This window comes from Pleomorphomonas koreensis DSM 23070, from assembly GCF_000425185.1.
Classification (GTDB): domain Bacteria; phylum Pseudomonadota; class Alphaproteobacteria; order Rhizobiales; family Pleomorphomonadaceae; genus Pleomorphomonas; species Pleomorphomonas koreensis.
Map to the genome: position 1 here is coordinate 1 of NZ_AULH01000046.1, position 4608 is coordinate 4608.

General features: G+C 61.4%; 2 protein-coding genes, 1 pseudogene and 2 riboswitches. Of the genes and pseudogenes, 1 reads left to right on the top strand and 2 read right to left on the bottom strand.

Annotation, left to right across the window (positions count from 1 at the left end; genetic code table 11):
• Together nrdD and metE are read right to left on the bottom strand one after the other, a co-directional pair.
• Nucleotides 1-1013, bottom strand: a 1013-nt coding sequence (gene nrdD / locus H512_RS25160; RefSeq protein WP_036793012.1) for an anaerobic ribonucleoside-triphosphate reductase, incomplete at its 3' end; no start/stop codon positions are given.
• Between the two features lie 113 nt (nt 1014-1126).
• A riboswitch (cobalamin riboswitch) is annotated at nt 1127-1327 on the bottom strand.
• Nucleotides 1328-1448: 121 nt separating this feature from the next.
• A pseudogene (metE, locus tag H512_RS25165) lies at nt 1449-3782 on the bottom strand (5-methyltetrahydropteroyltriglutamate--homocysteine S-methyltransferase).
• Between the two features lie 102 nt (nt 3783-3884).
• Nucleotides 3885-4100, bottom strand: a riboswitch (cobalamin riboswitch).
• A 255-nt stretch (nt 4101-4355) separates the two neighbouring features.
• On the opposite strand from metE, the gene H512_RS0119765 reads away from it, so the two are divergent.
• On the top strand, nt 4356-4608 hold a 253-nt coding region (locus tag H512_RS0119765), incomplete at its 3' end, for a transposase (RefSeq protein WP_026784879.1).

A 4608-nucleotide genomic window follows, 5' to 3' on the forward strand; every position in this document is an offset into this window, starting at 1 on the left:
AAGGTGAAGACGCGGCCCTTGGCGTCGCCCGTGGTCATCACCTCCATGTAGGCGCGGTTGATCAGGTCCATCTCGGCCTGCAACTCGCCATAGCGGAAGTCCATCTCGACGCCGCCGATGATCGGCACCTGATCCTTCAGGTCGTCGGGACACACCCAGTCGAAGGTCAGGTTGGTGAACGGCGTCTGGGTGCCCCAGCGCGAGGGGACGTTGAGGTTGTAGATCAGCTCCTGGATCGACTGACGGACATCCTCGTAGGCGAGCCGGTCCTTGCGGACGAAGGGCGCCATGTAGGTGTCGAAGGAGGAGAAAGCCTGGGCGCCGGCCCATTCGTTCTGGAGCGTGCCGAGGAAATTGACGATCTGGCCGACAGCGCTCGAAAGATGTTTGGGCGGCCCGGCCTCCACCTTGCCCGGCACGCCGTTGAGGCCTTCGGTCAACAGCGTCCGGAGCGACCAGCCGGCGCAATAGCCGGAGAGCATGTCGAGGTCGTGGATGTGGATGTCGCCGTCGCGGTGGGCGCGGCCGACCTCGGGCGGATAGACGTGGGAGAGCCAGTAGTTGGCCGTCACCTTGCCGGAAACGTTGAGGATCAGCCCGCCCAGCGAATAGCCCTGGTTGGCGTTGGCGTTGACCCGCCAGTCGGCCCGGTCGAGATATTCGTCGATCGAGGCGACGACGTCGACGACCGTGTTGGCGTCGCGCCGGAGGCGGGCCCGCTGCTCGCGGTAGACGATGTAGGCGCGGGCCGTCGAGAAGTGATTGGCCGAGATCAGCGCCTGCTCGACGACATCCTGGATCTCCTCGATCGACGGCATGCGTGCAGCGAAACGATGGGCGATCACCTTCACGGCCTGCATAGCGAGAAGCTGGGCCTCCGTGCTTGAAAACTCGCCGCTAGCGGCTCCGGCCCGCTCGATGGCCGAACGGATCTTTTCGGCATCGAAGGGGGCGAGCGCACCCGACCGCTTGAGGACGCTGAGAGGCGGTTTGACTGGCGTGATTTCCGACATCGTTCCCTTGCACCGAATAAAGGGCGGAGAACGAGAGGAGCGCAATCGATAACGGCGGAGACGGACTCCGGCCGCGCGTCGATGACGATCCACCGGTGCACCCCGCCCGAGGACAATTCAACTCGGCTGGGGCAGGTCTCCTGGCTCACGGGTCATCGCAACCGCTCCGTCTTCCCAGTGCATCATGCACCAGTGACTTCAGTGGAACGGATACTCGCCGCTGACAGTTGCGGGGGCAGCGCCGGATTTGCACCGGCTTCCCTCTTGGCTCCAGATGTTGTGGCACCTGAAGAACCTCAGCTCAACCAATAGTATTTCTCGCCCTATGAGTCGGGTCAATGAAAGACACTCTGCGCAGTGGTTCTACCTAGACGCCTTGTGGAGCGGCTGTGGATGGCGCGGCATACGCCTTGGGCATAGCCGCGCGAATCCGGATTAAGAGCGTTGGTTCGCCACGGTTCCTCGCAATTGGCGCGCAGCCTCCACCATGTTGACCAGAGCCGCCTGCACTTCAGGCCAGCCGCGTGTCTTGAGGCCGCAATCGGGGTTGATCCAAATGCGTTCGGCCGGAAGATGGGTGAGTGCCATCCGGATAAGGCTCACCATCTCCTCGACGGACGGCACGCGCGGTGAATGAATGTCGTAGACGCCCGGCCCGATGTCGTTGGGATAATGGAAATTGGCAAAGGCGGTCAGCAGCTCCATCTTCGAGCGTGAGCACTTGATGGAAATGACGTCAGCATCCATGGCGGCAATCGACGCGATGATGTCGTTGAACTCCGAGTAGCACATGTGAGTATGGATCTGCGTCGTGTCTCCGGCGCTCGATGACGTCAGGCGGAAACTGTCAACCGCCCAGTCAAGATAATGTGCCCTTTCGCTCGCTCTGATCGGCAACCCTTCCCGCAGGGCCGCCTCGTCGATCTGGATCATCGTAGCGCCCGCCTCCTCAAGGTCCGTAACTTCATCGCGCAGTGCCAGTGCGATCTGACGGCACGCTTCATCGCGCCCCATGTCGTCGCGCACGAACGACCAGTTGAGGATGGTCACCGGTCCCGTCAGCATCGCTTTCATTGGTCTGCCGGTTTTGGATTGAGCGTAGCGCCACCAGTCGACAGTCATCGGTTCGGGCCTGGCGACATCGCCGTAGAGGATCGGAGGACGGACGCAGCGCGATCCGTATGACTGCACCCAACCGTGGTGCGTGAAGGCAAAGCCGTCCAGCTTCTCGCCGAAATATTGCACCATGTCATTGCGTTCAAACTCGCCATGAACAAGTACATCGAGCCCAATTTCCTCCTGCCATCCGACGCAGGCAGCTGTTTCCGTCTTCAGGAAATCGCGATAGTCGGCCTCGGATATCTCGCCCTTGGCAAGAGCTTGCCGACTGCGGCGTACATCCTTTGTCTGCGGGAAGGAACCGATGGTCGTCGTTGGGAAAAGAGGCAGATCGAAGCGTGCACGCTGGGCAGCCGCGCGCTGCTCGAACGGTGAAGGGCGATGTGCCATCTCCGGCGTGACCGCGGCGAGGCGGGCACGGACGTCGGACCTGACCACACGCGGCGAGCCCCTGCGGGAAGCCAAGGCCGAGCAGGCGGCGGCGAAATGCTCTGCCACGCTCTGCCTGCCGCCCTCACATGCACGGCCGAGAGTGGAGAGTTCTGTCATCTTCTGACGCGCAAATGCCAGCCAAGAGGCGATTTCCCGGTCAAGCCCGCTTTCGGCCTCCTTGTCATAAGGCACATGCAATAGCGAGCACGACGGAGCCAACTAGATATGGTCCAGCCCACGACGGGCGAGGATCGGTTGAACGAGGTCAAGGCAGGCGTCCAAATCCGTCCGCCAGATATTCCGACCATCAATGACGCCGAGCGAAAGGACCTTGCCGCCGGCAGCGCGCGTTAGCGCGGAGGAAAGATCGGTTCGGCCGCGAACAAGATCGAGGTGGAGACCTGCGGTTGGCAGCGAAATGGCCAGATTGAGGTTGTCTGCAAGCGGAGCAAAATAGCTCGTGAGCATGATCTTGAGCGTCGGCACGGCTGAAGCGATCAGGCCATAGGCCGTGTTCAGCGCGGCACGCGTCGCCTCGTCGAGATCGGTCGCCAGGATCGGCTCATCCATTTGCACCCAGTCGGCACCATTGGCTACGAGGCGCTTCAGAACGTCGATGTATACCGACATAAGACGATCAATCAGCTTTAGCCGATCAAAACCGACCCCTCCCTTCGCGAGCTTCAGGAAGGTCACCGGGCCTACCAGCACTGGCCGGGTACGGATGCCGAGTGCCTTGGCCTGTCGGAACTCGTCGATTGGCTTCATCGAGGCGAGCACGAAACGCTGGTTCGGGCCAAGCTCGGGGACGAGGTAGTGATAGTTCGTGTCGAACCACTTTGTCATTTCAAGCGCCGGGACGCCGGCGGCGTGATGGCTGGGATTGCCACAGCCGCAAGCGCCGGCATCCGCTCCGCGTGCCATCGCGAAATAGGTATCGAGCGACACCATGCCGTCCGACCAGCCATAGCCTTCCGGCACAGCACCAACCATGACGGCGGTATCGAGCATCTGGTCCTAGAGGGAGAAATCGCCGGACGGAATGACCGTGATACCGCGGGCCGCCTGATCGGCCCAGTTGGCGGCGCGCAAGGCGGCGGCGATCTCCAACAGTTCCGAGCGACCGATTTGACCTGCCCAAAAGGCTTCCAGAGCAAATTTAAGCTCGCGGCGCGGACCGATGCGCGGCGTTCCCAGCGTAGCAATGGCAATTGACATGACGAACCCCAAGATCTGGGGGCAAAGGCGAGCGGAAACGCGATCGCCGACCAGTCCGAGGACGGTCGGGATTGAGCGATCCACCGGGACACCCCGCCCGATGACGACTATGTGGCCGTGGCAGGTCTCCTGGCTCGCGGGTCAACGTGCCCGATCCGTCTTCCCGGCGCCCATAGGCGTCAGTGACTTTGGTGGATCGACCACTCATCGCTCACAGTTGCGGGGGCAGCTCCGGCCTCGGCATTGGCCGTTCCGGATTCCCTCTTGGCTTCTCGCGTCCCAACAGACGCAAGAAGAACCACGACACAACGGATCATATTTTTCCAGCTAGGGAAGTCAATAGCGGCATAAAGATTTCTTTATATCAGACGGAGCGGGAGTTTGTGCATCCCGCCAGGCATCACTGAATGCCCGTTCGATCTCATGATCGAAACGACGCCATTGCTCGACGATATCTGCCGGCTCGGTTCATGAAAGATCGTGTCCCAGGGCGTGGTGTAGCAGGGTAGCGGTGGTCACCAGTGTTTTCCGGTAGGGTCGGGTTGTTCAAGACCAACCTGAAGGACACCACCGATGACCGACGACATGATGAACCTGCGCTCACTCGTTGAGAAGAGCGCCGACGCCGATTTGCTGCGCGAGATGATCGGCTTTGCTGCCGAGAAGTTGATGATGCTGGAGGTCGGCACGAAGACCGGCGCGGGCTATGGCGAGAAGAATGGCTTCCGACTAGCCCAGCGCAACGGCTATCGCGACCGGGACTGGGAGACACGTGCTGGCACAGTCGAGCTTCGTATCCCGAAGCTGCGCACCGGCAGCTATTTCC